The sequence below is a fragment of the Promicromonospora sp. NPDC059942 genome, assembly GCF_042731755.1.
Lineage (GTDB): Bacteria > Actinomycetota > Actinomycetes > Actinomycetales > Cellulomonadaceae > Promicromonospora.
The window spans coordinates 71011-97139 of sequence record NZ_JBHWLR010000012.1; the positions used below are offsets into that span (position 1 = coordinate 71011).

Below are 26129 nucleotides of genomic sequence, written 5' to 3' on the forward strand. Positions count from 1 at the left end.
CATGTCCGAACACGAGGCACCCACGACAGCGGCTCCGGGGGACGAGCCAGAAGAGGACACGACTCCGGCGGACGAGGCACCGGAGCGCGCCGACGAGCGTGCGGGCGAGCCCGGCGACCAGGCTCGCCGGATCGCGGAGCTCGAGGACGCGTGGCGGCGCACGGCGGCCGAGCTGGACAACTTCCGCAAGCGGTGCGCCCGCGACGTGGTCAGCGCCCGCGAGCAGGAGCGGGCGGCCGTGGCGAGTCGATGGCTGCCGGTCCTGGACAACCTGGAGCGGGCGCTCGAGCACGCGTCGTCCGACCCGGACCCCGTGGTCGAAGGCGTCCGGGCCGTGCTCGCGCAGGCGGTCGGCGTCCTGGCCGACCTCGGCTACCCGCGGCGTGACGACGACGGCCGGGCCTTCGACCCGGCCGTGCACGAGGCGGTCAGCACCGTGTCGGGTGAGGGACTGGTGCCCGGCACGGTCGCTCAGGTCGTGCGTCCCGGCTACGGCTCCGACGACAAGATCCTGCGGCCGGCCGCGGTCGTCGTGGCCACCAGGGCCTCCTGATGGCCAGGGACTTCTACGAGGTCCTCGGTGTCGGCCGCGAGGCCGACGCGGCCGAGATCCAACGGGCCTACCGCAGGCTGGCGCGCCAGAACCACCCGGACGTCAACAAGAGCTCCGACGCCGAGGAGCGGTTCAAGGAGATCGCCGAGGCCTACGACGTGTTGTCGGATCCCGAGCTGCGTCGCCGTTACGACGCCTTCGGCGACGACTTCCGACGCGTTCCCCCCGACACGGATCCAGCCGCCTGGCGCCGGGCCCGGACCTACGCCGATGCCGGCGCGGGCACGGGCGCTCGTGACCGACGGTCGTCGGGGGCCGGATTCGGATCGGGAGGCTTCGGGGACGACGTCGACATCGAGGACCTGCTCGGCGGAATCTTCGGCGGCGGGCGGCGCGGTGGACCGGGTTGGGACGCCTGGGGACCGGGCCCGGTCGCGGGTTCCGACCACGAGGCCGAGGTCGAGATATCCGTCGAGGAGGCCTACCACGGCACCGAGCGCAGCGTCGCGATCAGCAGCACCTCAGGCCCTCGCACGCTCGACGTCAGCATCCCGGCGGGTGTGGTCGACGGCCAGCGTATCCGGCTGCGCGGCCAGGGCGGGCCGGGCAGCGGATCTGCCGCGGCCGGGGACCTGTACCTGGTGGTTCGGATCGCCGACCACCCGCGCTACCGGGTCGAGGGTCGCGATCTCCACACCCTCGTCCCCGTCGCGCCGTGGGAGGCGGCGCTGGGCGCCTCGGTCTCCGTCGACACCCCTGGCGGCGCCGCCACGGTGAAGGTCCCGGCCGGCTCGTCCAGCCACCGTCGGTTGCGGCTCAAGGGCCGCGGGCTCCCGCACCGACGAGGCAAGCCGGGCGACCTCTACGCCGAGCTGCAGATCCGGGTTCCCGACGCTCTCACTGACGACGAGCGACAGCTCTTCGAGGAGCTCGCGAAGGTGTCCGGCTTCGACCCGAGGAGCAGACGATGACCGTGGCCAGGCACTACGCCCTCTCCCGGCCGTACCGGCTCAGCCTGGACAGCTATGCGCAGGTCACCGGCGTGCATCCCCTGCTCGTACGCCGCCTGGTCGCCCTCGGGCTGCTGGAGGTCACCCGCGACGCGCAGGGCCGGTTGTGGTTCGACCCCTCCCAGGTGCGGGAGATGGCCAGGATCCAGCGGCTGCGGATGAGCCTGAACCTCAGCTACTCCGCCATCGGGCTGGTGGTCGAGCTGCTTGACCGCATCGCGGAGCTGGAAAGGACACGTCGGCGAATGCCGCGACGAGGAGACGCCCCATGGACATGAACAGACTGACCCAGAAGTCGCAGGAGGCCCTGCACGACGCCCAGACGAAGGCGTTGCGCTTCGGCCATGTCGAGGTGGACGGGGAGCACCTGTTGCTGGCTCTCCTGGATCAGGCCGAGGGCCTGGTCGCCCCGCTGCTGACCCGTGCGGGGGCAGATCCGGAGCGGCTGCGCGAAGACCTGGAGGCGGAGCTCGGTCGCCGCCCGCGGGTCAGCGGCCCTGGTGTGACTCCCGGGCAGGTGCACATCACCCAGCGGCTGTCGCGGCTGCTCGACGCCGCGGACCGCGAGGCCCGCAGGCTCAAGGACGAGTACGTCTCGGTCGAGCACCTCGTCATCGCCCTGGTGGAGGAAGGCCCGGCCTCGGCGGCCGGGCGGCTCCTCCAGGCACAGGGGCTGACCCGGGACACCTTCCTGGCCGCGCTGACCGAGGTCCGAGGGCACCAGCGGGTGACCTCGGCGACCCCGGAGGGAACCTACGAGGCGCTCGAGAAGTACGGGCGCGACCTCGTCGCGGCTGCGACGGCCGGCAAGCTCGAGCCTGTGATCGGCCGGGATGCGGAGATCCGCAGGACCATCCAGATCCTGTCGCGCAAGAGCAAGAACAACCCCGTGCTGATCGGCGAGCCCGGGGTCGGCAAGACGGCGATCGTCGAGGGGCTCGCCCAGCGGATCGCCGACGGTGACGTGCCTGAGGGCCTGCGGGACAAGACCGTCTTCGCGCTGGACATGGGGGCGCTCGTCGCCGGGGCGAAGTACCGCGGCGAGTTCGAGGAGCGGCTCAAGGCCGTGCTCAACGAGGTGCAGTCCGCCGGGGGTCACATCCTGCTGTTCGTCGACGAGCTGCACACGGTCGTCGGCGCGGGCGCCGGTGAGGGGGCGATGGACGCGGGCAACATGCTCAAGCCGCTCCTCGCCCGCGGCGAGCTGCACATGATCGGTGCGACCACCCTTGACGAGTACCGCACGCACATCGAGAAGGACGCGGCCCTCGAACGCAGGTTCCAGCCGGTCCTCGTCGACGAGCCCGACGAGGAGGATGCCCTCTCGATCCTGCGCGGGCTCCGCGAGCGGTTCGAGGTCTTCCACGGCGTGCGGATCCACGACGGCGCGCTGGTGGCGGCGGTGACGCTGAGCCACCGCTACATCTCCGACCGCTTCCTGCCCGACAAGGCGATCGATCTCGTCGACGAGGCCTGCGCGATGCTGCGGACCGAGATCGACTCGATGCCGGCCGAGCTCGACGAGCTCACCCGGCGCGTGACCCGGATGGAGATCGAGGACGCGGCACTCTCGGCGGAGGAGGACTCCGCGAGCAGGGCCCGCCTCGAGGAGCTGCGCAAGGAGCTGGCCGACGCGCGGGCCGAGGCCGATGCCCTGCGCGCGCAGTGGGAGGCCGAACGGTCGGCGCTACGAGAGGTGCAGTCCCTGCGTGAGGAGCTCGAACAGGTCCGCGTCGAGAGCGAGAGGGCCGAGCGCGAGTACGACCTCAACCGGGCGGCGTCGCTCCGACACGGCCGGCTCCCGGAGATCCAGCGCCGGCTGGAGGCGGCCGAGTCCAGGCTCGCGGGCAAGCAGGGCGCTCGCGGGCTGCTGCGCGAGGTGGTGACCGCCGACGAGATCGCCGACATCGTGTCGCGGTGGACCGGCATCCCGGTCACGCGGCTCCAGGAGGGGGAGCGTGACAAGCTGCTCCGGCTCGACGAGGTGCTCCACGAACGTGTCATCGGCCAGGACGAGGCGGTCCAGCTGGTGGCCGACGCCGTCGTCCGCGCCCGCTCGGGCATCAAGAACCCCCAGCGGCCCATCGGCTCGTTCCTCTTCCTCGGCCCCACCGGTGTCGGCAAGACCGAGCTGGCCAAGACGCTGGCGGCCGCGATGTTCGACACCGCCGAGAACATGGTCCGGATCGACATGAGCGAGTACCAGGAGCGGCACACGGTCAGCCGGCTGGTCGGAGCACCCCCCGGCTACGTCGGCTACGAGGAGGGCGGTCAGCTCACGGAAGCCGTGCGCCGCAAGCCCTACTCGGTGGTCCTGCTCGACGAGATCGAGAAGGCCCACGTCGACGTGTTCAACACGCTGCTCCAGGTGCTCGACGACGGACGCCTGACCGATTCCCACGGCCGGACCGTCGACTTCCGCAACACCGTGCTGATCATGACCTCCAACATCGGCTCGGAACACCTCCTCGAGGGGGTCACCGCAGGTGGTGAGATCAAGGACGAGGCACGTTCCATGGTGATGCGCACCCTGCAGTCGCACTTCCGCCCGGAGTTCCTCAATCGTGTCGACGAGATCGTGATGTTCAAGCCGCTGACGCTCGCCGAGATCGAGCGCATCGTCGACCTCCAGCTCGAGGAGCTGCGCGAGCGGCTGGCCGACATGCGGATCACGCTCGACGTCACCACCGAGGCACGCCGCTTCATCGCGGACCAGGGCTTCGACCCCGCGTACGGCGCCCGCCCGCTGCGTCGGTACATCGCCCGCGAGCTGGAGACGCAGGTCGCCCGGGCGCTGCTGCGCGGCGACGCCGCCGACGGCGGCACGGTCTCGGTCGACGTCGCCGACCGGATGATCACGGTGACCGCGACCGGAAACCCGGCAGAGGCGCGGGCAGTCGCATGACCGCATCCACCCCGACGTCGACGACGATCGTGTGCAGCCACTGTGGAGCCAGGAACCGTGTTCCGGCCGTCGCCCGGGGCACGCCCCGCTGCGGGAGGTGCAGCACCCCGCTGCGCTGGGTGGTGGACGCGAACGACGCCGACTTCCACGCCGTCGTCGACGAGTCGAGCCTGCCTGTGCTGGTCGACGTGTGGGCGCCGTGGTGCGGGCCCTGCCGCATGGTGAGCCCGGCCCTGGAGAAGCTGGCCGGCGAGCTGGCCGGCAACTTCAAGCTCGTCAAGGTCAACGCCGACGACAACCCCGAGGTGAGCCGGCGGTTCGACGTCCGGTCGATCCCGACGCTGGTCCTCCTCGACCACGGCGAGGTGGTCGACAAGCAGATCGGCGCCCTCCCGGAGCCGCGGCTCCGTTCCTGGCTGGAGTCCGTGCTCCCGGCGAGGTCAGGATGACGGCCCTGCGCCGACACCACCGGTGCCTACCCTCGCCTCACCGACGAGCAGATCATGCTGCTCCGCTTGAGATCCACCGCGTCGACCGCCCGGTCGTCAGCGAACGGCCGGAGCCTTGCTCGGTCACCGAGGTCAGCGCTCGCGCGGGTCCCGCAGGGCCGCCATGGCCTCCATGAGCGTGGTGTGGACGTAGGTCAGCTCGGGCGTGGCGAACGACTCCCAGTCCTCGTCACCCTCCGGCTCCGTCCAGTCGTCGTCCCCGTCGACGCCGGCCTCCTCGGCGCCGCCCCCGGCGTCGTTCGCCGGGTTGTGCTTGTAGACCCACCACAGATGACCGAACGGATCCGCGAAGCGTGCCAGCACGTCGCCCCAGAATTCTGTCGGCTCCGTGACGACACGCGCTCCCGCCCCCACGGCACGCTGGAGTGTCGCGGCCGGATCCTCGACGTAGACCCGGACGAATGCCGGCGTGTAGGGCCACTGCGGCTTGCGGTCCGCGATCGTGATCGTGGAGTCGCCGATCTGGATCTCGGAGTGCAGGACCAGTCCGTCGGTGTCGGCGGTGCGGGCTTCCGGAACCTCGGTCGCGTCGAAGACGTCGAGCAGGAAACGGATGAGGCCGGAGGCGTCGTCCGACCAGATGAAGGGGTCGGCCGTCGCCGATCCGGCAGGGGCGGCTGGAACGGCGTGTGGTGTGGGAGTAGACATGGGCTCTCCTTGTTCTCGACGGGACTGCCAGTCTCGTCGGCCTTCCGGACAGTATTTGGCCACTTGTCGACCTAGCCTGAGGAGATGTCGACCAGTTCCCGAGCCCTCGAACTGCTCGGGCTCCTGCAGAACCGGCGTCACTGGCCGGGTGACGAGCTCGCCGGCCGCCTCGGAGTCAGCCCGCGCACCCTGCGTCGCGCCGTGAGCGGGCTGCAAGAGCTCGGCTACCCGATCGTGACGACCCGAGGAACGGGCGGTGGCTACCAGCTCGGCGCCGGCGCGTCGCTCCCGCCGCTCGTGCTCAGCGAGGACGAGGCCGCGGCCACGGTGCTCGGGCTCAAGGAGATCGCCACGGGTGCCCACCCTGCTTCCGCGGACGACGCCGTGAGCGCGATGGCGAAGATCGTGCAGGTGCTCCCGCCCCGCATTCGCGGCAGGATCGACAGCCTGCGGGCTGTCGCGGTCCCCGCGAGCGCCGAGCAGCGGGCGGCCATCGGTGATGTCACGGCGCTCACCACGCTGGCGCTCGCGTGCCGTGACAGCGACGCGGTGGAGTTCTCCTACCGGTCCCACGGTGGTGACGAGTCCTTGCGGACGGCGCAGCCGCACCGGATCGTGAACGTGGACAACCGGCTCTACCTCGTCGCCTGGGACCTGGATCGTGCCGACTGGCGTACGTTCCGGATCGACCGCGTCACCGGACCGCACCGCACCGGGAACCGGTTCGCGCCACGTCAGCTGCCCGGCGACGACCCCGTGGCCTTTGTGAACGCCCGGATCGGCGACCTGTCATCGCGCTTCCGCGTGCGCGCCACGGTGCACGCGCCCGTCGATCGGATCAAGGCCGAGATCGTGCACTACGGGACCGTCAAGCCGATCGACGACGGCTCGTGCGAGGTCTGCATCGCCGCAGAGTCGCTGGACTGGGCGGCTTTCTGCCTCGTGGCGATCGGCGCGCCCTTCGTCGTGCACGGACCGGCTGAGGCTGTTGACCACATGCGGGCCTGGGGCCAGTCGCTGATACAGGCGACGGCATCGGCCACCAGGATCCGGTAAGTCACTCCACCAGATGTTCTGGACGCAAGACACGCCAGACGACGAAGGGGACTGCTGCACGCTCAGGTGACGACTGGTCTCATGCGGCGAGCTGGGCCGGTGCGGCATCGATCCCTGGAGGTATCAAGCTCTCCCGACGCGAGATGGAATATGCCGGGATGAGGGGAGATTGACAATCGTCGAAGCGCCAATCAGGAGGGTGACGAATGCCGCGTCTGCGGATCCACGGGAACGATGTCCACTTCCTGGAGTACGGCGATCCAGGATCCCCGCCGCTCGTGGTCGTGCACGGGCTCTACGGCGAGGCATCGACGATGGCGCCGCTGGCTGAGCGGTTCGCAGACCGGTTCCGGGTCATCGTGCCCGACGCGCTCGGCCACGGCCTGTCGGCGCACCCACCCGCCTTCAGCCTCGAAGACCAGGGGCGGATGCTCGACGGCCTGATCGCTGCCCTCGGCTACGACGCGGCCTCGCTGCTCGGGGTCTCGATGGGCTCCTACCTGTCCGCGCAAGCGGCGGCCCACGAGCCCGCACGGATCTCCGGGCTCGTGCTGGTCGTCTCCAAGGCACACGGGCGGACCTCGTCGATGGCCGCCTATGCTGCCCGCGAGGGCTTCGACCTGGCCTCCGCCACCCCGGAAGAGACCGTCGGGTTCATGGCCGGGGCTCTGTGGTCGCCGCACACCCTGCAGCCGCGCCGCGAGGAGCTCCTGGCCGCGCAGCTCCGCTTCCAGCAGGTGGTCCTCACCCCGGAGGATCGGACCGTGATCGACCAGTCGCTGCGTGACTTCGACCTGCGGCCCATTCTTCCGGCGATCACCGCGCCGACCCTGGTCGTCTCCGGTAGGGCCGACGGACTGAACCCGCCCGAGGCCGGCGAGGAAGTTGCCCGCGGCATCCCCGGGGCTCGGTTCGAGGTCTACGAGCACTCTGGCCATATGTTGCCCTTCGAGGAGAGGGACCGGCTCGTGACCGAGGTCGAGGGCTTCGTGCTCGGCTGAGAGATAGGTCCCGGCACCCCTCCGGGGGCGTGCGGGGCGGAGGCGATGGACGTACTCCCATCGAATCGCAACATAAGGCTGCGGGTCGGGCCGGATGGTGCCGCGTGAGAACGCCGAGAACGGGCCCCCGCCGCGGCACGGCATCACCTGGCGATCCGGTCCCGGAGCGAGCCCTCCACGTCGTCGAGCGCAGTCTGGATGCGGCTGTGGACGCGTGGGTTCAGGAGGGCGGTGCCGTCGAAGTCACCGGAGGAGGCGTAGACGGAGACGGGCAGTGTCCGTGCCTGAAAGAAGGCGAAGAGCGGCCGGAGGGCGTGGTCGACGACGAGTGCGTGGTGGTGGCTGCCGCCGGTCGCGAGCAGGAGTACCGGCCGGTTGGCCAGGGCGTACTGCTCGACCAGGTCGAAGAAATGCTTGAACAGGCCGGTGTAGGAGCCGCGGAAGACCGGGGTCGCCGCGACAAGCAGGTCGGCCGTCTCGGCGGCACGGAGCTCGTCGTCCACCTCGGGGGTCACGCTCTCGCGATCGACGGCGCCGGTGAAGCCCGCACCGAGACGGTAGACGTCGACACGATGCACCTCGACGGGCATCGTCCGCTCCAGGGTGCGGACGGCGACGTCGGCCAGGGCAGCGGTCCTGGACCGGTCGCTCGGGCTCCCGTTGACGACGACCACCCGGAGCGGTGCGGGCTCAGGCATCGCCGGGCTCCTCGTCGTCGATGGTGCTGTCGCCGAGTGCCTTGCGGACGGCTGGTGCGACCTCGGTGCCGAGGCGTTCGACGGCGGCAAGGAGCTCGCGCTGCGGCATGCTGCCCGAGCCCATCTGGACGATGACCCGGGTCAGGCCGTACAGCTCACGGAAGCGGAGGATCTTGTCGGTGACCTCCTCCGGGTCGCCGACGAGGTAGCTGCCGGCGGGGGAGGCCCCGGCGTCGAACGCCTCGCGCGGCAGCATCATCCCGCGGCCACGCTGATGGTTGTGCTCCATCATGAACCGGGCGAAGGCCGGGTACATGGTGTCGCGTGCCTGCTGCGAGCTGCTGCCGACATAGCCGCCCACGCTGATGCTCACGGGCAGGGTCGCCGGGTCGTGCCCGGCCTGCGCGGCCGCCGACCGGTAGAGCTCGATCGACTCGCGGTGCAGGTCCATCGGGCCGAACAGGATGGCGAGCGCGAGCGGCAGGCCGCGCGTGCCCGTGCTGACCGCCGACGCGGGAGAGCCTCCGACGCCGACCCAGATCGGGATGGTCTCCCCGTAGGCGCGGGGCGCGATGTCCGCGTCCACGAGGGGAGGGCGGAGCCTTCCGGTCCAGGTGACCGGGTTCTCCCCGCGGATGCGGAGCAGTAGGTCGAGCTTCTCGCGGAAGAGCTCGGAGTAGTCGGCGAGGTCGTACCCGAACAGCGGGAACGACTCGGTGTAGGAACCCCGGCCCGCGATGATCTCGGCCCGGCCCGCGGAGAGCAGGTCGATCGTGGCGAACTGCTCCCAGACGCGCACGGGGTCCTCCGAGCTCAGCACGGTGACGGCGCTGGCGAGCTTGATCCGCTTGGTGGCCTCGGCCGCGGCCGCCAGCAGGATCGTCGGCGCGGAGCCGACGAAGTCGCTGCGGTGGTGCTCGCCCATGCCGAAGACGTCCAGACCGACGTCGTCGGCGACCCGGGCCAGCTCGATCGTCTCCCTGGCTCGTTGGTGCGGGGTGCGGGTGGTGCCGCTCACGGGGTCCGGTGTGACCTCGCCGAAGGTCATGATCCCGATCTCGAATGCCATCTTCTGTGTCCTCTCGGTGGCGCCACGACGTGTGGCCGCACCTCAACAACCTGCTTGCGCAGGCAACTATTCCGACGACGCGCCCTGGTTCGACTAGGTTTTGTCCATGGCGACTGAACGGCTGACCGAGCTCGAGGATGGGGCGTGGCGCGGCTTCCTGGTCGCCCACGAGCGCATCTGGCGCGAGATGGAGGCCGGCCTGGCCCCGCTCGGCGTCAGCATGGCCGAGTACAGCGTGCTCGGGCTGCTGGGGGAGGCCGGAGCGGGCGGCATGCGGCTGACCGAGCTGGCCGAGCTGCGGGGAATGTCGACCGGAGGGTTCTCCCGGCTCGCGGACCGGCTGGAGCACCGCGACCTGATCGAGCGCCGCCGCGTCGCCACCGACGGTCGCGGCTACGAGGTGGTCCTCACGCGAGCGGGGCGGTCGCTGCTGCGCGCGGCGTGGAAGCGTCAGCGCGCCGACATCGAGCGGCTCTTCCTCGGCAGGCTGAGCGACGAGCAGCTCAGATCCCTGGCCGGCGTCTGGGGAAGTCTCGCCGACCACGAGGCCGGCTGACGCCCTCGGCGGCTTCGTCCGCGAAGCCAATTCTGAGCTCCACGCTCTGGCGGATCGCCTGTACCGGCTGACAAGAGTAATGCTGCACGCGAGTGAGGATCGGGCCGCAACCGCAGATCAACCGGTCCGAGCATTATTCCGTCTGGAGAGGGAGTGATCACCGCCGAAGTGCTCGCCACCGCGGATCACGGCCACTCGTGGTGGCGGCCCGGGGGCACTCGACGTCGAGGCCTGCCCTCAGCGGTTCTTGCGGAAATGGTTGATCAGCGCGATGGCTGCGAAAGCGAGCCAGCCAACGAGGACTGTTGTGACTGCCGCGACGAACAAGCCGCTGCCGATCGTGTATGCGATCACACCCGAGGCGGCCCCGGCAATGAGCGGCATCAATGCGTCGCCATCGACTCGGCTTCGTCGGTCAGGCGTCTGATCCATGCGTATGAGGCTATCGCGAGGCCGCGACGCAGCCCGTGTACGTTCCGGCTGCGGCATGGGTAGCGAGAAAAGTGTGCCAGGCGACCATCCGGAGCCTAGGCAGCGATCCTTGGGCGTGTTCAAGAGGTGTGCGGCCGGGCGTCGGCCGCTGTTTGCTGCCCCAACGGCCTGAACGGAACCGGCACATGGGTGCGGTTGTTCTGCCCCCGGGTGCATCCGACCCCCAGGTCAGCGCTCTCGCCTGGATACGATCGCCCCATGTCGGGCCACTTCGATCCGCCGCCGTCTTTGCGATCCCGGGACCCGCGGGCGCGTCGCCTCGCGCGGCGGACTGGTTCCCTCGGCGCTCTGTTGCGTGAGGAACGCCGCCACACCGAGGAGCGTCGGCGTGAGGACCTTGGCGCATGGCGCCGAGAGCTGAAGTCGGTCATCGCGGTCGAGTTGATCGCCGGGCTCACGTTCTCGGTGCTCGTCGCCGGTGTGCTTGTCCTGTGGCAGGACGAGCGTGAGAATCAGCGGCAGGCCGCCGCCGAAGCCCTTGAAGACGAGCGCGAGGAGCACGCTGAGGTACTCGCGAACGTTCAGTACATCCGCGACGTGCTCGCCGAGGACAAGCCAAGGGACTTCCGGTATCTCAACCTGCGTGGCGCTGATCTTGGTGGCTTCGACCTCGGTTGCGAGATCCGGGTAGTCGCTGACGCCGACGAGGACGCCATCCTTTACCCGCTCGATCCCGTGTCGCGTGCGGAGTGTGCGGACCTCTCGGGTGCGGACCTGACGGGGGCGAACCTCTCCGGGACGAGGTTGACCGGTGCGGTGATGCGGGACGTCATATTCGCCCCGCGACGGTCCGAGGACACCTACCTCGCCGGAGCCTGGATCACCGGTCGGATCGACGCAGATCTGGACGGCGCCGACCTTCGAGGGGCGGTAGTCATCCTCGAGGAGGATGCTGCGACGGGCCACCTCGCCCTGCGCAACAGCACGATCGAGGGAGGTAGCCTCACCGACGCCAGGTGGTGGGACAAGGACCGATCGTTCGTCAGCGCGTATAACGTCTCGGCGACCGGGGCGCACGTCCCCTACCGCACCGAGTTCGGCTGCCTGAACGACGAGGTCGTCCACGTCGAGGTGTGCGACGACGTCGCATGGGGATGGACCCGCGACCAGCGTCATTTCGGCTGGCAGGAGCAGGAGAAGTTCTACGCCCTTCTCGGCTGCACCGTTGAGCCGGACGGCAAATACTTCCGTGACGTGAACTGCCCGGACGAGGCCCCGGTATGGATCGGCTTGGACGACCGGTCGTAATTACTGTTCGTAGCTGTCCGCCGGGCGCGCGGGGCGCCTCGTTTCGAGGCGCCCCTTCCCTCGCACGGTTGGGTGCACTGCCTGGCTCTGCTTCTCATTTGGTAGAGGCACCTGGACGACGGTCAAGGTGCAGCTATATGTTTCAGCCATGACTGAAATACCTAGCAACGACGATGAGTCGGAGCCGGAGCCGGAGCCGGAGTCGCGGAGGCTGGTGAGGCGCCATGAGCGATGAGCGCCAGAACCAGCTCATGCAGTGGGTGGAACAGGTGGCCACCTTCTGCGTGGAGGAGTGGGGGCTGCCGCCGATCACCGGGCGGGTCCTCGGGTGGCTGATGATTTGCGACCCGCCCGAGCAGTCCGCCGGCGAGATCGCCAGCACCATCCAGGCCAGCCGCGCATCGCTGACCTCCAACATGCGCCTGCTCGCCACCATCGGGCTGGTGCGCAAGGTGCGTCGCCCGGGGGACCGCACGGCCTACTACCGCATCGAGGACGACGCCTGGCACAAGGTCGTCCAGCGCAAGCTCGACAGCCTCAGCGCGTTCGGCGACATCGCCGAGGAGGGCTTCGCCCTCACCGGCCGCGAGGGCGCCGGCCGCATCAAGGCCGCCCAGGAATCCCTGACCTGGCTGCGGGACATCGCCGCCCGCAACCCCCTGCAGCGCTAGGAGAGAACCCATGCCGTCCCAGCAGCTCGACCTCAGCCCGGTGCAGGAGACACTGCTGCTCACCCTGTACGCACGGGCCATGGACGGCAAGGCGCCGAGCCCGATCCTCGGCGACACCCTCGCCGCAGCGGTCGCGGACCGGATCGCCGAGGACACCGGCTACGACTTTGCCAGGCTCAAGCTCAAGCCGAGCCTCGTCGTCAGCACCGCGCTCCGCGCCAAAAAGCTCGACGACGCCGTCCGCCAGTTCACCGCCACACACCCCGACGCGGTCGTCGTCGACCTGGGCTGCGGCCTCGACACCCGGTTCGCTCGCTGCGCCCCGCCCGCCGGCGTCGACTGGTGCGACGTCGACTTTCCCGACGTCATGGAGCTGCGCCGGCGGTACCTCCCGGACCGCTCGCACCTGATCGCCACGGACATCACCACGGCCAACTGGTCAGACCTTCTGCCTGACGACCGACCCACCATGATCGTGGCCGAAGGTGTGCTGCCCTTCCTGTCTGGCGACTCCTTCCAGACCACGGTCCGCCGGCTGACCACCCGGCTCCGGTCGGGCGAGTTCGTGCTCAACGGTTACACCCGCTTCGCCGCGTGGGCGATGAAGTACGACGCCTCCATCAAGGCTCTCGGCATCGATGCGGCCCAAGGCTTCGACGACCCCCGCGAGCCGGAACACTGGGATGCCGGCCTCACCCTCGTTTCCGAGCAACTGCTCACCCGTGCCCCGGAAGTCGCAGCATTCCCACAGCCAGTGCGTGCACTGACCGGCCTCATGGCCCGCAGCACCGCGATGTCCCGGCAAGGCGCACGCATACTCCACTACCGGTTCTGAACGTCGCAGAGGTGCCGAACTCCGGCCAGGGCGATGCGGTCCATCTGCAGCAGCCCGTCGAACGGCCGCCCGCCGGCGGCTCTTCAGCCCGTCAGTGACTACGGGGGGAGGCTACCGGGGGCTGGGACCTCAGCCGGTGATCAACCGTGAGCGCGGTTCCTGGTCACGCCGTTGTCGCGCTGGGCTGGCGCGAGCGGAACGTGTGCCGGTACGCCATCGGCGACAGGCCGAGGGCAGTCGCGAGGTGGTTGCGGAGCGACGTCGCTGTCGCGTATCCGACAGTGGTGGCTATCTCGTCGATGCCGATGTCGGTCGTCTCCAGCAGTTCCCGCGCCAGTGCGAGCCGCTGGTGGGTCAGCCATCGCCGGGGCGCGAGCCCGGTCTCCGCTCGGAAGCGGCGCGCGAACGTCCGCTCGCTCATGTGCGCGTGCCGTGCGAGCTGCGGGACGGTAAGCGGCTCGCCCAGCCGTTCCAGGGCCCACTGTCGGGTCTCCGAGGTCGAGGCGTCCCGCGGATCGGGTACCGGCCGCTCGATGAACTGCGCCTGCCCGCCGTCGCGATGCGGGGCGACCACGCAGCGGCGGGCGGCGCGGGTGGCCATCTCGGAGCCGTGATCCATGCGGATCAGGTGCAGGCACAGGTCGATGCCGGAGGCCGCGCCCGCCGAGGTGAGCACGTCGCCCTCGTCGACGAACAGTACGTTCTCGTCCAGGTTGATCCAGGGGTACCAGCTGCGGAACAGTGGCCCGCACTCCCAGTGCGTGGTCGCCGTGCGCCCTTTCAGCAGCCCGGCTGCGGCGAGCGTGAAGACGCCGGTGCAGATCGACACGACACGAGCGTCGGGGCGGATCTGTGCGAGCGCGGCGAGGACGCCGTCATCGAGGCTGCGCTTGAGGAACCGGGGCTCGACGGGTGCGACGATCACCGTGTCGGCGTGGCTGATCGCGTCGATGCCCGCGGTGGGCACCACCGCGAAGCCCGCGTTCGTCGCGATCGGCGCCCCGTTGGGCGTGCACAGCGTCACGTCGTAGGCGCCGTCCGTCGCACCGAAGACCCGCGCGGGGATGCCCAGTTCGAACGGGTAGGCGCCGGCCTGGGCGAGGACGACGACGCGGTGCGGCACACGAACAGACATGACTTGATTATGGTGCTCAGCCAGGTTCAGGCCGCCGGTGCTCGACGACACGACCCTCCTCGATCCGCCACAGCTCGTTGCCACTGATGGCAGATATCGCCCGGGAAGCGATATTCCTGCCAGACTCCGCCACTTTCCTGCCGACTCTTGCGGGCCACGGCCGGAGCCCGGCCTCGGCGTGCCACGCTCACCGAATGAGCACGGAGACGAACACGATCATCGGCTACACCCGGAACCTCCCCGCCTCGGATTCGAATGCGTTCGAGCTGCAGACCGGCCCGATCCCGACACCGGCCCCCGGAGAGCTCGTTGTGCGGGTCGAGGCTGTCTCGGTGAACCCCGTCGACGTGAAGGTTCGAGCTCACGTGCCGCCGCACGGGCTCCGCGTGCTCGGTTACGACGCCTCGGGGATCGTCGTCGCGGTGGGCGAGGGCGTCTCGGAGTTCACGCCCGGCGACGCAGTCTTCTACGCAGGCAGCATCGGCCGGGCAGGGAGCAACCAGCGGTTCCAGAGTGTGGCGGCGCGGATCGTTGGCCACAAGCCGCAGCGCGTCTCGTTTGGCGAGGCCGCCTCACTGCCACTGACCTCTCTGACCGCGTGGGAGGCGGCATTCGACCGGCTCGGCATCGGTGAGGACTCGGACGGCGACCTGCTCGTCGTCGGCGCGAGCGGTGGCGTGGGATCCGTCCTCCTCCAGCTCGTGCGTGCCCGCGCACCGAAGGTGCGGCTGATCGGCACTGCGGGCGCGGCGAACGCCTCGTGGGTTCGCTCGATGGGAGCGCACGAGGTGGTCGACCACAAGGCGGACCTGGCCGCGCAGGTGCACGCGTTGGCGCCGCAGGGCGTGCGCTGGTTGTTCACTGCACACTCCGAGCACCAGGAACGTCTGTACGCGAGCATCGTCGAGCCGTTCGGGCGCATCGTCGCGATCGACGACGGTCCGCGCGACGTCTCGCCACTGAAGGACAAGAGCATCGGCTGGCTGTGGGAGCTGATGTTCACGGATCCGCTGCACCTTCCGCAGTCGCACCACCAGCGCTGGATCCTCGATCAGGTGTCCGCCCTCGTCGATTCCGGCCAGGTGCGCCCGACCGTGACCGAGAACCTCGGGCCTATCTCGGTCGGCTCGCTGCGGCGTGCGCACACAGCGATCGAGACCGGCCGCGCGGTCGGCAAGATCGTGCTCGAGGGCTGGGAGAGCTGACGTGGCTTCGCCGGCCAACACCCTGACCCGTCCAGTACCACCGAAAGGCCCCGACATGAACGACGCGCCGATCCTGTTGACCCACACCTCCCCGCAGGTCGCTACCATCACGTTCACGAATCCGCCCGTCAACCTCGTCGTGGGCGCGATTCCCCGGCGGCTCCACGGGATCGTGGAAGAGCTCGCGGACGACGAGCAGCTGCAGGTGCTCGTCTTCGAGAGCGACGTGCCCGACTTCTTCCTGAACCACTTCGACCTTGCGCACCTCGACGATTTCCCGCAGCCGAAGGATCCCGGCGGCCCGCAGCTGTGGACGGACATCTCATTACAGCTCACCAAGGCGCCGTACATCACGGTCGGCAAGATCCGCGGGCGCACGCGCGGCGGCGGCAATGAGCTCGCTCTCGCCCTCGACCTGCGTTACGCCAGCCTGGAGAAGGCCTTCTTCGGCCAGCCCGAGGTCGGCACCGCGGTCGTCCCCGGTGGCGGCGGAACTGAGCGCCTGCCGCGGCTCGTCGGACGCGACCGCGCACTCGAGGCAGTGCTCACCTCCGTCGACTACGACGCCGCCACCGCCGAAAGGTGGGGATGGGTCACCCGCGCACTGCCGGACGCGGAGCTGGACGAGTTCGTCGACGGGATCGTTGCCCGCCTCGCCGCGTTCGATCACACAGCGCTCGCCACCGCCAAGCGGATGGTCAACCGCGCGGCCCTTCCCCCGGACGAGGATCTCGTGACCGCGTACGCGGAGTTCATCGCGACGACGAACCTGCCTGGATATCTCGCGCGAGCGGCCGCGGCCGCGCTCACGCCGGAGCAGGCACTACAGGCCGAGTACAACCTAGGCGAGGTCCTCGGTACTGCCGCGCTGCGTCGTGCATCCGCCGGGGGCCAGTGAACGGGCTCCCTGGTCTTTCTGAGCGACACGTCGCTCGGAACCCAACCCGTCGGCGCTGGCCGACGAGGGGCCCCACGGACCGACCGGGCGTCCGGTCGAGGCAGGTGGCGTCCCGCCCGGTCGGGCGGGACGTCATGGGGTGGTCAGGCTGCAGCCGGGCTGTTTCAGGTCACGCCGCGAGCTGCTTCTTCAGGGTCTCGACGTCGTGGACGTTGGACATCTGCACGAACTTGCCGTCGCGGACCTTGTACATGGCGATCTCGTCGATCTCGATCCGAGCGCCCGTCGGCGCCACACCGAGCCATTGCTTGGTGGGTGTGCCGTGGTTGACGGAGTGGCAGGACAGCGTCCCGCCTTCTGCGTCGATCACGACCTCCTTGATCTCCCACCGGATGTCAGGGACGGCGTCCGCGATGCCCTTGAGCGCGGCGATGACGTCGTCGCGGGTAGCCGGCTGGCCGTGGGAGACGATCGACTCGGCGACGAACTCGTCCATGCGGTCGAACTCGTGCGCGTTGAGCGCCTCGGTGTAACGGTCGTAGAACTCGCGGATGTTGAAGTCGGACATGACTGCCTTTCTCGCCCGGTGTCCGGGCCTGTGCTCATGTTCACCTGCACCCTCGATGCTGCCGGAGCGTGTCCGTAAGATCCATGACGCGGAGTCCAGACTTCTTTACACATCGTCCAAGCTCTGCTGGTCAGGGGAGCGTGACCGTCACCGCGGCGGGGGCCGCCGCCATCGATGCCCGGATGAGTCGGCACAGCTCGGCGCGGGTCGCGTTCGTCTCGGCGTCGGGCGCCGAACGCCACACGTCGACGGCGGCCCGGTGGCCGGCGACAGCGACGGCGCACACGATCCGGGCCGAGAGGTCCGCCGCTGGTGTGCCGGCCAGCCGTTCCACGATCGCGTCGATCACCTGCTGCGTGAATCGCTCGCACACCAGCATGCCCGCGGCGTCGATCGTCGGGTGGGTGCCGCTCAGTCGTGCGCTCAGCACTGCGAGGCGCTCCCAGCCGGGTGGCATCCGATCGACGACGTCGACCAATGCGTCGCCCAGAACCATCAGCAGCGGCCCGCGGCGCGCGAGCACCTGATCGAGCTCGGTGATCAGGGTGCGCCAGACGTCGTTCAGCGGGGTCAGGGCGAGGTCCTCCTTGCCGGCGAAGTAGCGGAAGAAGCTCCGCTTGGACACCTCGGCCTGATCGCACAGCCAGTCGACGGTCACGGCGTCATACCCACGCTCGACGAAGGCCGGCAGTGCGATCTCGACCAGCCGCTGTCGGCTGCGCGCGATCCGTCGGCTGCGCAGGGTGCCGGTAGCGGGCGTCGTCGTCATGCGCCGATCCTAGCAAAATGGCACTCAGTAGCAGTTGGCATACAGTAGCGCCATGCTCGCATGGACGGTCGACCACTCGTCACCCAGCCACCTCGGCCTGCGGGAGGTGCCGGACCCGGCACCAGGACCGCACGACGCGGTCATCCAGGTGCGAGCCTTCGCGCCGAACCACGGGGATCTGGAGGCCCTGCCGAGCCTGCCCGACGGCATGATTCCCGGCTGGGACGCAGCGGGCGTCGTCGTGGCCGAGGCTCTGGACGGCACCGGGCCGCGCCTCGGGCAGGTGGTGGCGTCGCTCGGGACGGACAGCGCCTGGGCGGAGCGTCGGCTCGCGACCGCGGAATCTGTCGGGGTCGCCCCCGACGGCGCCGATCCCCACCGCACGAGTGTCGTGCCGGTCGCCGCCACCAGCGCGCTGCGCGGGCTGCGCCGCCTCGGCCCGCTGCTGGGGCGCCGCGTGCTGGTGCTGGGCGGGACCAGCGCTGTCGGGCTGTTCGCCGTCCAGCTCGCTGCCCGCGCCGGTGCCGAGGTGGTCGCCACGACCAGGAACCCTGCCGCGCACCAGCGGCTGGTCGAGCTCGGTGCGCACGAGGTCGTCGCCTCGCCGTCCGACCTGGACGGCGACGTCTCCGGCGTGCTCGACCTCCTGGGCGGTACCTACCTGGTCCAGGCGTTCGCGCGGCTCGCGCCCGGCGGCACGCTCGTGGCGCTCGGGCATGCGGCCGGGCAGGGGGAACACTTCGCGTACGGCGACCTGTTCGGCGACGCGGCCCGGCACGACCGGTCCCTGACGACGTTCTTCCTCGGCGCCGAGCCCGACCTCGGCCCCGACATGGCGTGGCTCGCGGCCGAGATCCACGGCGGACGGCTCGACCCGGTGGTCGGAGCCGTGCGGTCATGGCGCGAGCTGCCGGATGCCTTCGCCGCCGGGGTGGAGCGGACGTCCGGCAAGATTGTCCTGGCCATCGAGTGAGGGGGCCAGGACTTGTGGCGGCCCACCGCGGAGAGCCTCACTGCGAGGAGTGGTCCTGGGCCCACCAGGCCGTCGGCCGGACGACGAACGCGACGTGGCCGGTCCGCACGGGATACGCGGCCCCCGTGTACTTGCGCGCGATCTGGTCGATGATGTCCTGGCCCCGGCCGCCGTCCACCCGCTCGACGACCACGCCCCGGACGGACGCCATGTCGTAGGCGTTGTCGGGGGCGGTGACCGAGACGGCGACGCGCGGATCACGAGCGAGGTTGCGGTCCTTGCGTGACCCCTCGATCGTGAAGAAGACCAGCTCGGAGTCGCCGTGCCGGTCGATCCACAGCGGCACCGAGTGCGGACTGCCGTCCGTGTCGAGCGTCGCCAGGTGCGCGACGGCGCCTCCGGAGAAGTAGCGGACGACGTCGGACCAGTCCTTCATGAGGTTCCTTTCGTACTCTCCCGCGACCGCCGCTCGTGCGACGACCGCTGTCAGCGTGCCTTGCACCGGGGTCGAGCAGAAGTGACGCTGCGTCACCACCTGCCGCGTGCCTGCTCGCGTGACGGCGCGGGGGTGAGTCCCAGCGGACGTCGCCTGTGCCTGTCTCACTCGTTGAGACAGTATCCGATGGTTCTTGTCGGGTTTGTGCGGTCTGGCTACCTTCCGCGGCACGTCGCCTCGCGACGGCCGTCCAACCTGAAGGGAGCTCCTCCGCATGTCCGACAGCACTCCTGGCACAAGCCCCGCCGCCACACCCGTCACCGTGGAGTCGGTGCGCCGTGTCCACCTGTCCGAGGACTGGCTCGCCACCGGCGTGGGCCTGGCGCTGGTCGTCCTCGGCATCCTCGGCCTGATCCCTGAAGGGCTGGTGCCCTGATGAGCACACCACCGCAGCCCGCCACGCCCGACGACGACGCCACGCCCGCCGCCACGCCCACCGCCGTCGACGGCGACCGTCCGGGACCGAGCGACCCGGGCGACGTCGCGCTGGCCGGTTCACCCGTCCAGACCGGCCGGCGTCAGGGTGCCGTCCGGGTCGTCGCCGGCCTCGTGGTGCTCCTCGGGATCGCGTGGCTCACCCGCTACCTGGAGCAGAACGTGCCGGTCTGGCTGGAGGACACCTCGCTGGGCGGGATCGCGAAGTCGGTCGAGTACCCGGTGTACGCGATCGCGCTCGGGCTGCTCGGCAACCTGGTGCTGTCCCTGACCGGCGTCAGGGACAGGCTGGCCGCCGCGTTCCGCACCGAGTTCTTCATCAAGACCGGCCTGGTGCTGCTGGGCGCCACGGTCAACCTGGCGCTCATCGTGACGGCGGCGGGCCCCGCCATCGCGCAGGCGTTCGGCCTGATCGTGCTGGTGTTCGGGTTCACCTGGTGGCTCGGCGGGCGGCTCGGGATCGACCAGAAGCTGCGGGCCCTGCTGTCCTCGGCAGTGTCCATCTGCGGCGTGAGCGCGGCGATCAGCGCGGCCGGGGCGGTGCAGGCCAAGAAGGAGCAGCTCGCCTACACCGCGAGCATCGTGATCATCTTCGCGCTGCCGTCGATCTTCGTGCTCCCGGCCCTGGCCGAGGCGCTCGACCTCTCCCCGGCGGTGGCGGGCGCGTGGATCGGCGGCAACATCGACACGACGGCGGCGGTGACGGCGGCCGGCGCGCTCGCGGGGGACGACGTGCTCGCCGTGGCGGCGATCGTGAAGGCCACGCAGAACGCGCTCATCGGGGTCGTCGCGATCGCGCTGACCGCCTGGTTCGCCTTCCGGGTGGACCGGACCGAGGGCGCGCCCCGTCCGCGGGCCTCCGAGCTGTGGACGCGGTTCCCGAAGTTCGTGCTCGGGTTCCTCCTCGCGTCGGTCGTGGCGACCGTCTACGTCAACGCGGTGGGCGCGGACGCTTCCGCGGACAACATCGCGGTACTCAAGTCGCTCAGCACGGTGTTCTTCATCGTGGCCTTCGTGTCGATCGGCCTGGAGTTCAAGGTGTCGGCCGTGCGCGAGGCGGGCTGGCGTCCGCTGGTCGTGTTCGGTGCTGCCGCCGTGTTCAACCTCGTGGTCGGGCTCGGCCTGTCCAGCGTCCTGTTCGCGGGGGTCGAGGTCTAGGCGGGCGCCGGCCCGGACCCGCGACGCCGGGGACGGGCCGGCGCCGTCGTCCGGCCGTGGTTCACTGACCCCGTGACGCGACCCCTGCGCAAGCTCGGTTTCCTGACCATCGGTCTGTTCGACCCGGACCACCCTCGTGCGGGGCACGAGGCCACCCTGCGGCTCATCGAGCTCGGCGAGCAGCTCGGCCTGGACAGCGCGTGGCTGCGCCACCGGCACCTGCAGCACGGCATCTCGTCCCCGGTGGCAGTGCTGGCCGCGGCCACGCAGCGCACCAGCCGGATCGAGCTCGGTACCGCCGTGACCCCGCTGGGCCTGGAGAACCCGTTCCGGCTGGCGGAGGACCTCGCCACGGTGGACGTGCTCTCCGGCGGCCGGCTCAACCCCGGGGTGAGCGTGGGCCCGCCGATCCACTGGGACCACCTGCGCGACCACCTGTACCCGACCACGTGGCAGCACGAGGACTTCTCCAAGGCGCGCGTGGAGCGGCTGCTGCACAACCTGTCGGGCGGCGCGGTCTCCACGTTCGAGGGGACCGAGGGCATCGAGACGTACTCCACGCGCATCCAGCCGTTCTCGCCGGGCCTGCGGGAGCGCGTCTGGTACGGCGCGGCCTCGGCGTCGTCGGCGGCCTGGGCCGGGTCGGCGGGCATGAACCTCCTGACCTCCTCGGTGCTCGACGCCGGGGATGCGGAGCGCCCGGACTTCGCGGCGCTCCAGCGCGAGCAGATCGAGCTGTTCCGCGCCGCCCACCCGGCCGGGCAGGCGGCCCGGGTCTCGCAGGGCCTGGTGGTGATCCCCACGGACGGCGCCACGCCGGACCAGGTCGCCCGGTACGAGGCGTACGCGGCGGCCCGCCTGCCGCGCACCGCGGCGCATGCTGTTCGCGCCCGACCTCGTGGGGCCGGCCGAGCAGCTCGCCGAACGGCTGAGCGCGCACGCCGGCTTCCAGGCCGTGGACGAGGTCGCGTTCGCGCTGCCGTTCACCTTCGACGAGCCGGACTACGTGCAGATCCTCACCGACCTGGCGACGCGGCTCGGACCGCTGCTGGGCTGGGCGCCCGCGCGGCCCTCGGCCTGACGCCGCACGACGAGGTCCGCACAGGCAGGGGCGCGGGGCTGTCCTCGCGCGACTCGACGAACAGGAATCCCGTCATGGGATTGAGCCCGGCCTCCAGGGCGTAGTCGCCGTTCACGAAGGCTGGTCGACGTCGTTGACCGCCCGCACGAGCGACTCCGGGGCCGCCGTACCGGGCCTCCCGTGCGGACGACGCGCGTCCGGGGGCCCTGCCCGGTCTAGGTGTCGTACCCGAGCCCGTCCCAGGGTTCGTAGTAGGCGATGAAGTCGCCCGGCATGACGCTGATGAAGTAGGTGCCGTCCTCGTACCTGTCGAGGTTCCAGCCGAACGTGACACCGTCGACGTCCTGGGTGAACGGTTCGACCTCGATGGGCTCGAGCACGTACTCGCCGAGCTCTCCCAGCCGGGCGTCGACAAGGTGGTCCGAACCGGACGGCCCGGCCTGACCGGGCGGAAGCCCGTCTGCTCGGGGGACTGCGTCGACCTGGATCTCGTCGAACGTGCCGTCCGCGTTCCAGAAGAACACTCCGACATAGGCGGAGTCGCCGTCGAACAGTTCCTCGCTGAGGAAGAACTTGCGGCCGTCCTCGGCGGTGCTCGCGTAGGGCACGTGGTAGTCGTCGGGCACGATGGTGAAGCGTTCGGGGGCCTGCCCGACGGCGGCGCTGTCCTCGGGCGGAGGTCCTGCCGGGACGCCGCATCCGGTCATGCCTGCGGCCACGGCGAGGGCGAATGTCGCCCGCAGCCCGGTGCGACGACCGGGGAAGCTCGACGCAAAGGGCTCGCTGCGCGATAGGGACCAACTCATGGCGGCGAGCCTACGGTCGGGATGGACCCCGCTGAGCCGTGCGGTCGTGAACTGCGGAGCTCGCAAGGCGATCTCACCCGCGAGTTCACCCGCTCGGCGTCCTTGCGGTCAGGACGTGCCGCATGCTGCCGTGACGACCTCGCGCCACAGCTGAGGGTGGGTGTGCCAGAAGTCGTGGGGCACGTCGGGAACCGTCTCGAATCGAGCCTCGGGGACGAGCGCGCCCAGCTGCGCGAGCGGCCACGACGGGCGGATGTCCGCGCCCGCGGCGAGGAAGGTCATCGGCACCGGAGAGTCGGCGAGCTTCCGCCAGATCCCGGGCTCGTGGATCCAGTCGAGGAACGATGCCTGGAGGGCGGCGTGGACCTCGGGAGACCAGGCGATGTCGGGTGCTGCATCGGTTGCCTTGCCCGCCTCGTACTGCGCGGACCAGGTGCGGTCCTTGTGCAGCCCGTGCCCGGCGATGCCGACGACCTGGGCCACCGATTCTGGGTGGTCGAGTGCGTAGCGGACGGCGAGGTCGCTGCCCCAGGAGTGGCCCAGCACGGTCCATTGTTCGACGCCGGCGGCGTCGCGCACTGCTTCCAGGTCGGCCACGGCCTGCGCCATGGTGTGCGGGCCACCGCCGGACCTGCCGACGCCGCGGGGCTCCGGAAACCAAGCCCGGAAACCCTGCGGAGCCAGCTCGTCGGCCGACAGGTAGTGGACACAGCCCGGCCCGCCGGACAGCACGACGACGTCCGGCCCCGCTCCGTGGACGCCGACATGGAGTCTCGTGCCGTCCGGAGTCGTCACTGCCGTGGAGTCCATTGCGCGATGCTATCGATCGTGTCCAAGCTCCTCCGGGGAGCCTGGCATGCGGATCTCCGGGAACGAGCGAGCGCGAGAGATGGGCGTCTTCTGCCCAGAGGAGGTAAAGGACTGTGGCGAACCCGCCGTTCGTCTTGGAATCAATTATCTGGTGGATCGTTCAGTGCGAACCGTCGGAGACTCGCTTCCCGGCCGTGCGAGACGTCATAAGTCGAGCGCTGCGCCGAATGGAGGCGCTGGATCGCGACAGCGCTGGACTGTACGCGCACCTGGTCGCGCGCGCCGAGTCCGAATTCGAGCACGAGTACCTTGCTTCCTGTTTTCCGGAGGCGGCCGGTTTGACCCCGGCTTCTGAGGTTTCCTTACGCGGTGTGCCTGGCACTCCGATGCACATCGACCACCCGGAGCATCGATGGCGAGTTGACAATGTCGACTTTGAGATACGCGACCTGGACGCCGCCGTCGAACTGTGGTGGTTCGGCAGGCGCAACACAGAAGTGCTGGATGATCTCATCTTTGACGGCGTCCAAATTGCTGTCTCGAACGTGTTGATACTCTCCCAGCGCCAGGCCAGGGTGTTGTTCGACGGGCTCTGGGATGAAGCGCGCGACGCTCACGAGAAGTCCTCGTTGATCACCGCGCTCGCCGAAGAGTTCTCTCGACGAGATATCTTTCATGAATTTCCGATCTTGTATCGGTGGACCGACGTCGATGGTCCGGTTCGCGACGAGATGCTGAATCAGGGCTATCTGGCCGGCCGTGCGGATGGTTCATCGGGTCCACCTCCCGAACGGCCGGACTGGGTGGCCATCGCGAGGAGCTTTTGGACAGACGTGCGTGAGCTGGACGAGGAGGGCCGCCGGGATGCTGCGATCGACATGGAGGTGCTGTTGCGCGGGCCGGTGTTTCGGTCCGTCTTCATCTTCCGCGAGCTGTGGTCAAGCGCACGCAATGACGACGAGCTGATCTGGCTGTTGGACTATTTTCGTTTTCCGTTCTGCGAACTGGATTTGGCGACGGAAATCCCAGAGATCAGGGATGCTGCCCGCCGAAGTGCGGAAATCCGGTATGTGCTGGAGAGGCTCACGTCGTAGAAATAGGGGTGTGCGAGAGCTGCCGCGGCGAGGTGGGCCGTTGGTCGTCGTGGCTCCATCGGACGGTTCCGCCGCCCGGTGCCCGCGGGGCGGGTGAATGTGCACCGCATGGCGCACCACCTCTTGACCACCAGCGGCTGCCCCGATAGTCCGGTATGTGCCGATGGCCAGGCGCGAACGATGCCGCTGGTCACCAGCGCACAGACCCAGCTACCAGCAAGGAGAGTCGTGAGCCGTGCCCCACGTACCACCCGAGTCCTGAACACTGCGCTGGGCCCTTTCGTCACGGGCTACCGGGACCCCGCCGGGTCCTGGGCGAAGGCGGTCGCTCAGGTCGAGAAGACCGAAGATACCCAGGACCGCCGGTTCGCCGACGACCTCGGCCAGATCCTCCACGGGGCAGCCGAGATACCGCGGCTGTCGCCGCTGGGCTGGTTCCTGATCTTCAACGAGGTCAAGGGCAAGTACGCCAACCGGCTGCGGGTCAACCGTGTGCTGTCCGAGCACCCGCAGGTCGCCGAGGAGCAGATCACCGCGCCGGTGTTCGTGTGCGGGCTGCCGCGCACCGCCACCACGCTGGCCCACCGGGTCCTGGCGCAGTCGCCGGATCACCGCGGTCCGCTGACCTGGGAGCTGCAGCACACGACCCTGCACGACCCGCTCACGGCGCGGCGGGTGATCAAGCAGCTCGAGCAGGCCCTGTCCCTGATGGAGCTCGTCGCTCCCGGTCTGCAGCACAAGCACCCGACGTACATCGACCGGCCGGAGGAGTCGGTGCTGTTCTTCGCGCACGGACCCCAGTGGCCGCTGCAGCGCGGACCGATGCCGTCCTACAGCGCCTGGCTCACCGACCAGTACGACGTGACGTCAGAGTACGAGTACCTGAAGCTCGGCCTGCAGGTCCTCCAGCACGGGCGCGAGCCCAAGCGGTGGGTGCTGAAGTACCCGGGGCACCTGGGCGACATGGACACCATCCAGAAGGTGTTCCCGGACGCGACGTTCGTGTGGACCCACCGTGACCCCGTCACGGTCATCGGTTCGTTCGCCAGTCTCCTGGAGACGCTGCAGGCGATGTGCCTGTACGAGACCGACCCTGCGGCGATCGGACGAGCCACGTTGGATCATCTGGTCACCCAGGTCGAGCGCGGCCTGGCCGCGCGGATGAGCATGCCGCCGTCCTCGATCGTGGACGTGCCCTACCACAAGCTGTCCGCCGACCCGGTCACCGTGGTTCCCCGCCTGTACGCGGCGATCGGGGCGAGGTGGACCACCCGCGACCAGGAACACCTGGCCGAGGTGATCGCCAGGCCGAAGGGTGCCCCGTCCCACCAGTACGACCTGTCCCGCTACGTCGACCGCGCCGAGGCCGAAGCGGCCTTCGCGCAGTACAACCGCATGCTGGACCGCCTCGACCTGCGCGACGCCACCCCGGCCGTCGAGCTGTGACAGG

General features: G+C 69.8%; 29 protein-coding genes. 19 read left to right on the top strand and 10 right to left on the bottom strand.

Annotated features, from left to right (window positions below):
* Position 1: 1 nt before the first annotated feature.
* Genes ACFV9Q_RS19305 through trxA form a run of 5 tightly spaced genes read left to right on the top strand, consistent with a single transcriptional unit; the run spans position 2 to position 4917 of the window.
* A complete protein-coding gene (locus ACFV9Q_RS19305) occupies positions 2 to 553 on the top strand; it encodes a nucleotide exchange factor GrpE (protein WP_377235724.1) in 552 nt (183 codons plus the stop codon).
* Positions 553 to 1524 carry a DnaJ C-terminal domain-containing protein gene (locus ACFV9Q_RS19310; protein ID WP_377235725.1) on the top strand — a complete coding sequence of 324 codons (972 nt, stop codon included), beginning with the start codon at positions 553 to 555 and terminating at the stop codon, positions 1522 to 1524. Before ACFV9Q_RS19305 ends, ACFV9Q_RS19310 begins: the two co-directional genes overlap by 1 nt.
* Positions 1521 to 1841 carry a chaperone modulator CbpM gene (locus tag ACFV9Q_RS19315; RefSeq protein WP_377227635.1) on the top strand — a complete coding sequence of 107 codons (321 nt, stop codon included), beginning with the start codon at positions 1521 to 1523 and terminating at the stop codon, positions 1839 to 1841. The genes ACFV9Q_RS19310 and ACFV9Q_RS19315 overlap by 4 nt, the downstream gene beginning before the upstream one ends.
* Positions 1832 to 4468: an ATP-dependent chaperone ClpB gene (gene clpB / locus ACFV9Q_RS19320; RefSeq protein ID WP_377235726.1), complete on the top strand. Its 2637-nt coding sequence runs from the start codon at positions 1832 to 1834 to the stop codon at positions 4466 to 4468. Before ACFV9Q_RS19315 ends, clpB begins: the two co-directional genes overlap by 10 nt.
* On the top strand, positions 4465 to 4917 hold the full coding sequence (gene trxA, locus ACFV9Q_RS19325) for a thioredoxin (RefSeq protein WP_377235727.1): 453 nt from the start codon (positions 4465 to 4467) through the stop codon (positions 4915 to 4917). Before clpB ends, trxA begins: the two co-directional genes overlap by 4 nt.
* 132 nt (positions 4918 to 5049) lie before the next feature.
* Here the strand turns inward: trxA and ACFV9Q_RS19330 are convergent, their stop codons facing one another.
* Positions 5050 to 5625 carry a VOC family protein gene (locus tag ACFV9Q_RS19330; protein WP_377235728.1) on the bottom strand — a complete coding sequence of 192 codons (576 nt, stop codon included), beginning with the start codon at positions 5623 to 5625 and terminating at the stop codon, positions 5050 to 5052.
* 84 nt (positions 5626 to 5709) lie between these two features.
* On the opposite strand from ACFV9Q_RS19330, the gene ACFV9Q_RS19335 reads away from it, so the two are divergent.
* Both ACFV9Q_RS19335 and ACFV9Q_RS19340 read left to right on the top strand, forming a co-directional pair.
* The gene (locus tag ACFV9Q_RS19335) at positions 5710 to 6681 is read left to right on the top strand and encodes a helix-turn-helix transcriptional regulator (RefSeq protein ID WP_377235729.1); all 972 of its coding nucleotides are present in this window, start codon (positions 5710 to 5712) and stop codon (positions 6679 to 6681) included.
* Between the two features lie 206 nt (positions 6682 to 6887).
* Positions 6888 to 7682 carry an alpha/beta fold hydrolase gene (locus ACFV9Q_RS19340; RefSeq protein ID WP_377235730.1) on the top strand — a complete coding sequence of 265 codons (795 nt, stop codon included), beginning with the start codon at positions 6888 to 6890 and terminating at the stop codon, positions 7680 to 7682.
* A gap of 143 nt (positions 7683 to 7825) precedes the next feature.
* Here ACFV9Q_RS19340 and ACFV9Q_RS19345 read toward each other — a convergent pair whose 3' ends face one another.
* Together ACFV9Q_RS19345 and ACFV9Q_RS19350 are read right to left on the bottom strand one after the other, a co-directional pair.
* The gene (locus ACFV9Q_RS19345) at positions 7826 to 8380 is read right to left on the bottom strand and encodes an NAD(P)H-dependent oxidoreductase (protein ID WP_377235731.1); all 555 of its coding nucleotides are present in this window, start codon (positions 8378 to 8380) and stop codon (positions 7826 to 7828) included.
* Entirely contained in the window at positions 8373 to 9449 is a 1077-nt protein-coding gene (locus tag ACFV9Q_RS19350) for an LLM class flavin-dependent oxidoreductase (protein WP_377235732.1), read from the bottom strand. The genes ACFV9Q_RS19345 and ACFV9Q_RS19350 overlap by 8 nt, the downstream gene beginning before the upstream one ends.
* Before the next feature lie 106 nt (positions 9450 to 9555).
* Between ACFV9Q_RS19350 and ACFV9Q_RS19355 the strand changes: the two genes are divergently transcribed.
* Positions 9556 to 10005 (top strand): MarR family winged helix-turn-helix transcriptional regulator, encoded by a 450-nt coding sequence (locus tag ACFV9Q_RS19355; RefSeq protein WP_377235733.1) that lies wholly within the window; start codon positions 9556 to 9558, stop codon positions 10003 to 10005.
* Positions 10006 to 10242: 237 nt separating this feature from the next.
* Here the strand turns inward: ACFV9Q_RS19355 and ACFV9Q_RS19360 are convergent, their stop codons facing one another.
* Complete coding sequence (locus ACFV9Q_RS19360) at positions 10243 to 10437, bottom strand: hypothetical protein (RefSeq protein WP_377235734.1); 195 nt, start codon at positions 10435 to 10437, stop codon at positions 10243 to 10245.
* 258 nt (positions 10438 to 10695) lie between these two features.
* Between ACFV9Q_RS19360 and ACFV9Q_RS19365 the strand changes: the two genes are divergently transcribed.
* The 3 genes from ACFV9Q_RS19365 (at position 10696) to ACFV9Q_RS19375 (ending at position 13251) form a co-directional block, all read left to right on the top strand.
* On the top strand, positions 10696 to 11745 hold the full coding sequence (locus ACFV9Q_RS19365; protein WP_377235735.1) for a pentapeptide repeat-containing protein: 1050 nt from the start codon (positions 10696 to 10698) through the stop codon (positions 11743 to 11745).
* A gap of 224 nt (positions 11746 to 11969) precedes the next feature.
* Positions 11970 to 12416 carry a GbsR/MarR family transcriptional regulator gene (locus ACFV9Q_RS19370; protein WP_377235736.1) on the top strand — a complete coding sequence of 149 codons (447 nt, stop codon included), beginning with the start codon at positions 11970 to 11972 and terminating at the stop codon, positions 12414 to 12416.
* A gap of 10 nt (positions 12417 to 12426) precedes the next feature.
* Positions 12427 to 13251 (top strand): class I SAM-dependent methyltransferase, encoded by an 825-nt coding sequence (locus ACFV9Q_RS19375; RefSeq protein WP_377235737.1) that lies wholly within the window; start codon positions 12427 to 12429, stop codon positions 13249 to 13251.
* A gap of 163 nt (positions 13252 to 13414) precedes the next feature.
* Here ACFV9Q_RS19375 and ACFV9Q_RS19380 read toward each other — a convergent pair whose 3' ends face one another.
* Entirely contained in the window at positions 13415 to 14386 is a 972-nt protein-coding gene (locus tag ACFV9Q_RS19380) for a GlxA family transcriptional regulator (protein ID WP_377235738.1), read from the bottom strand.
* 194 nt (positions 14387 to 14580) lie between these two features.
* Between ACFV9Q_RS19380 and ACFV9Q_RS19385 the strand changes: the two genes are divergently transcribed.
* Entirely contained in the window at positions 14581 to 15591 is a 1011-nt protein-coding gene (locus ACFV9Q_RS19385) for a zinc-binding alcohol dehydrogenase family protein (protein WP_377235739.1), read from the top strand.
* Between the two features lie 55 nt (positions 15592 to 15646).
* The gene (locus ACFV9Q_RS19390) at positions 15647 to 16489 is read left to right on the top strand and encodes an enoyl-CoA hydratase/isomerase family protein (RefSeq protein WP_377235740.1); all 843 of its coding nucleotides are present in this window, start codon (positions 15647 to 15649) and stop codon (positions 16487 to 16489) included.
* A gap of 169 nt (positions 16490 to 16658) precedes the next feature.
* Here the strand turns inward: ACFV9Q_RS19390 and ACFV9Q_RS19395 are convergent, their stop codons facing one another.
* Both ACFV9Q_RS19395 and ACFV9Q_RS19400 read right to left on the bottom strand, forming a co-directional pair.
* Positions 16659 to 17057, bottom strand: a complete 399-nt coding sequence (locus tag ACFV9Q_RS19395) for an ester cyclase (RefSeq protein ID WP_377235741.1) — start codon at positions 17055 to 17057, stop codon at positions 16659 to 16661.
* Between the two features lie 130 nt (positions 17058 to 17187).
* Positions 17188 to 17826: a TetR/AcrR family transcriptional regulator gene (locus tag ACFV9Q_RS19400; protein ID WP_377235742.1), complete on the bottom strand. Its 639-nt coding sequence runs from the start codon at positions 17824 to 17826 to the stop codon at positions 17188 to 17190.
* 52 nt (positions 17827 to 17878) lie between these two features.
* Between ACFV9Q_RS19400 and ACFV9Q_RS19405 the strand changes: the two genes are divergently transcribed.
* A complete protein-coding gene (locus ACFV9Q_RS19405; protein WP_377235743.1) occupies positions 17879 to 18799 on the top strand; it encodes a zinc-binding dehydrogenase in 921 nt (306 codons plus the stop codon).
* A gap of 37 nt (positions 18800 to 18836) precedes the next feature.
* On the opposite strand, the gene ACFV9Q_RS19410 is transcribed toward ACFV9Q_RS19405, so the two are convergent.
* Positions 18837 to 19235, bottom strand: coding sequence for a TIGR03618 family F420-dependent PPOX class oxidoreductase (locus ACFV9Q_RS19410; RefSeq protein ID WP_377235744.1), 399 nt, complete (start codon positions 19233 to 19235; stop codon positions 18837 to 18839).
* A 274-nt stretch (positions 19236 to 19509) separates the two neighbouring features.
* Here ACFV9Q_RS19410 and ACFV9Q_RS19415 point away from each other — a divergent pair, with 274 nt between their 5' ends.
* The 3 genes from ACFV9Q_RS19415 to ACFV9Q_RS19425 all read left to right on the top strand — a co-directional run bounded on the left by ACFV9Q_RS19415 (position 19510) and on the right by ACFV9Q_RS19425 (position 22073).
* Positions 19510 to 19671, top strand: coding sequence for a hypothetical protein (locus ACFV9Q_RS19415; protein WP_377235745.1), 162 nt, complete (start codon positions 19510 to 19512; stop codon positions 19669 to 19671).
* Entirely contained in the window at positions 19671 to 20888 is a 1218-nt protein-coding gene (locus ACFV9Q_RS19420) for a YeiH family protein (protein WP_377235746.1), read from the top strand. The genes ACFV9Q_RS19415 and ACFV9Q_RS19420 overlap by 1 nt, the downstream gene beginning before the upstream one ends.
* A gap of 72 nt (positions 20889 to 20960) precedes the next feature.
* Positions 20961 to 22073, top strand: a complete 1113-nt coding sequence (locus tag ACFV9Q_RS19425) for an LLM class flavin-dependent oxidoreductase (RefSeq protein ID WP_377235747.1) — start codon at positions 20961 to 20963, stop codon at positions 22071 to 22073.
* Between the two features lie 111 nt (positions 22074 to 22184).
* Here ACFV9Q_RS19425 and ACFV9Q_RS19430 read toward each other — a convergent pair whose 3' ends face one another.
* Together ACFV9Q_RS19430 and ACFV9Q_RS19435 are read right to left on the bottom strand one after the other, a co-directional pair.
* Positions 22185 to 22775 (bottom strand): hypothetical protein, encoded by a 591-nt coding sequence (locus ACFV9Q_RS19430; RefSeq protein ID WP_377235748.1) that lies wholly within the window; start codon positions 22773 to 22775, stop codon positions 22185 to 22187.
* A gap of 108 nt (positions 22776 to 22883) precedes the next feature.
* Entirely contained in the window at positions 22884 to 23585 is a 702-nt protein-coding gene (locus ACFV9Q_RS19435) for an alpha/beta fold hydrolase (RefSeq protein ID WP_377235749.1), read from the bottom strand.
* Positions 23586 to 23698: 113 nt separating this feature from the next.
* Here ACFV9Q_RS19435 and ACFV9Q_RS19440 point away from each other — a divergent pair, with 113 nt between their 5' ends.
* Together ACFV9Q_RS19440 and ACFV9Q_RS19445 are read left to right on the top strand one after the other, a co-directional pair.
* Positions 23699 to 24679 (top strand): hypothetical protein, encoded by a 981-nt coding sequence (locus ACFV9Q_RS19440; RefSeq protein ID WP_377235750.1) that lies wholly within the window; start codon positions 23699 to 23701, stop codon positions 24677 to 24679.
* Between the two features lie 228 nt (positions 24680 to 24907).
* Positions 24908 to 26125 (top strand): sulfotransferase family protein, encoded by a 1218-nt coding sequence (locus ACFV9Q_RS19445; RefSeq protein ID WP_377235751.1) that lies wholly within the window; start codon positions 24908 to 24910, stop codon positions 26123 to 26125.
* The last annotated feature ends 4 nt before the right edge of the window (positions 26126 to 26129 follow it).

Bases quoted from the DNA above. Each gene is read 5' to 3' on its own strand.
- ACFV9Q_RS19370 (WP_377235736.1), top strand. From the start codon at position 11,970: ATGAGCGATGAGCGCCAGAACCAGCTCATGCAGTGGGTGGAACAGGTG.
- ACFV9Q_RS19340 (WP_377235730.1), top strand. From the start codon at position 6,888: ATGCCGCGTCTGCGGATCCACGGGAACGATGTCCACTTCCTGGAGTAC.
- ACFV9Q_RS19330 (WP_377235728.1), bottom strand. From the start codon at position 5,625: ATGTCTACTCCCACACCACACGCCGTTCCAGCCGCCCCTGCCGGATCG.
- ACFV9Q_RS19305 (WP_377235724.1), top strand. From the start codon at position 2: ATGTCCGAACACGAGGCACCCACGACAGCGGCTCCGGGGGACGAGCCA.
- ACFV9Q_RS19380 (WP_377235738.1), bottom strand. From the start codon at position 14,386: ATGTCTGTTCGTGTGCCGCACCGCGTCGTCGTCCTCGCCCAGGCCGGC.
- clpB (WP_377235726.1), top strand. From the start codon at position 1,832: ATGGACATGAACAGACTGACCCAGAAGTCGCAGGAGGCCCTGCACGAC.
- ACFV9Q_RS19350 (WP_377235732.1), bottom strand. From the start codon at position 9,449: ATGGCATTCGAGATCGGGATCATGACCTTCGGCGAGGTCACACCGGAC.
- ACFV9Q_RS19400 (WP_377235742.1), bottom strand. From the start codon at position 17,826: ATGACGACGACGCCCGCTACCGGCACCCTGCGCAGCCGACGGATCGCG.
- ACFV9Q_RS19310 (WP_377235725.1), top strand. From the start codon at position 553: ATGGCCAGGGACTTCTACGAGGTCCTCGGTGTCGGCCGCGAGGCCGAC.
- ACFV9Q_RS19315 (WP_377227635.1), top strand. From the start codon at position 1,521: ATGACCGTGGCCAGGCACTACGCCCTCTCCCGGCCGTACCGGCTCAGC.
- ACFV9Q_RS19420 (WP_377235746.1), top strand. From the start codon at position 19,671: ATGAGCACACCACCGCAGCCCGCCACGCCCGACGACGACGCCACGCCC.
- ACFV9Q_RS19405 (WP_377235743.1), top strand. From the start codon at position 17,879: ATGCTCGCATGGACGGTCGACCACTCGTCACCCAGCCACCTCGGCCTG.
- ACFV9Q_RS19375 (WP_377235737.1), top strand. From the start codon at position 12,427: ATGCCGTCCCAGCAGCTCGACCTCAGCCCGGTGCAGGAGACACTGCTG.
- ACFV9Q_RS19395 (WP_377235741.1), bottom strand. From the start codon at position 17,057: ATGTCCGACTTCAACATCCGCGAGTTCTACGACCGTTACACCGAGGCG.
- ACFV9Q_RS19335 (WP_377235729.1), top strand. From the start codon at position 5,710: ATGTCGACCAGTTCCCGAGCCCTCGAACTGCTCGGGCTCCTGCAGAAC.
- ACFV9Q_RS19435 (WP_377235749.1), bottom strand. From the start codon at position 23,585: ATGGACTCCACGGCAGTGACGACTCCGGACGGCACGAGACTCCATGTC.
- ACFV9Q_RS19410 (WP_377235744.1), bottom strand. From the start codon at position 19,235: ATGAAGGACTGGTCCGACGTCGTCCGCTACTTCTCCGGAGGCGCCGTC.
- ACFV9Q_RS19360 (WP_377235734.1), bottom strand. From the start codon at position 10,437: ATGGATCAGACGCCTGACCGACGAAGCCGAGTCGATGGCGACGCATTG.
- ACFV9Q_RS19345 (WP_377235731.1), bottom strand. From the start codon at position 8,380: ATGCCTGAGCCCGCACCGCTCCGGGTGGTCGTCGTCAACGGGAGCCCG.
- ACFV9Q_RS19415 (WP_377235745.1), top strand. From the start codon at position 19,510: ATGTCCGACAGCACTCCTGGCACAAGCCCCGCCGCCACACCCGTCACC.
- ACFV9Q_RS19430 (WP_377235748.1), bottom strand. From the start codon at position 22,775: ATGAGTTGGTCCCTATCGCGCAGCGAGCCCTTTGCGTCGAGCTTCCCC.
- ACFV9Q_RS19365 (WP_377235735.1), top strand. From the start codon at position 10,696: ATGTCGGGCCACTTCGATCCGCCGCCGTCTTTGCGATCCCGGGACCCG.
- ACFV9Q_RS19355 (WP_377235733.1), top strand. From the start codon at position 9,556: ATGGCGACTGAACGGCTGACCGAGCTCGAGGATGGGGCGTGGCGCGGC.
- ACFV9Q_RS19390 (WP_377235740.1), top strand. From the start codon at position 15,647: ATGAACGACGCGCCGATCCTGTTGACCCACACCTCCCCGCAGGTCGCT.
- trxA (WP_377235727.1), top strand. From the start codon at position 4,465: ATGACCGCATCCACCCCGACGTCGACGACGATCGTGTGCAGCCACTGT.
- ACFV9Q_RS19385 (WP_377235739.1), top strand. From the start codon at position 14,581: ATGAGCACGGAGACGAACACGATCATCGGCTACACCCGGAACCTCCCC.